The organism is Anabaena sp. CCY 0017 (assembly GCF_963920885.1).
In the GTDB taxonomy this organism is placed as follows: Bacteria; Cyanobacteriota; Cyanobacteriia; order Cyanobacteriales; family Nostocaceae; genus Nodularia.
Genome location: NZ_CAWUDG010000133.1, coordinates 1 through 218, shown reverse-complemented (window position 1 = coordinate 218; position 218 = coordinate 1). Strand labels below are relative to the sequence as shown.

At 67.0% G+C, this 218-nt stretch carries 1 protein-coding gene; it reads left to right on the top strand.

Going from position 1 to position 218, the window contains the following annotated elements; genetic code table 11:
- On the top strand, window positions 1-218 hold a 218-nt coding region (locus tag ACM0OW_RS25960), incomplete at both ends, for a hypothetical protein (protein WP_414553611.1).

Genomic DNA, 218 nt, shown 5'->3' with positions numbered 1-218 from the left:
CGCTGCATCGTGTCTCGGTGGCGCTGGGTGCCTATCTCTCAATGCGGACCGCGCATAGCGAGCTTCTGCTGGCCCTGGTGCGGCGTCACTACGACACCGGAAACACTCGGACGCTGCAATATCTGGCCGACGAGTACGGGTGCAAGGTGCGCAGCGTCGAGCGCGCCAGCGCCAGGGCGGGAGACTGGCTGCGCGGTACGCGCGAAAAGAAGGGGGCC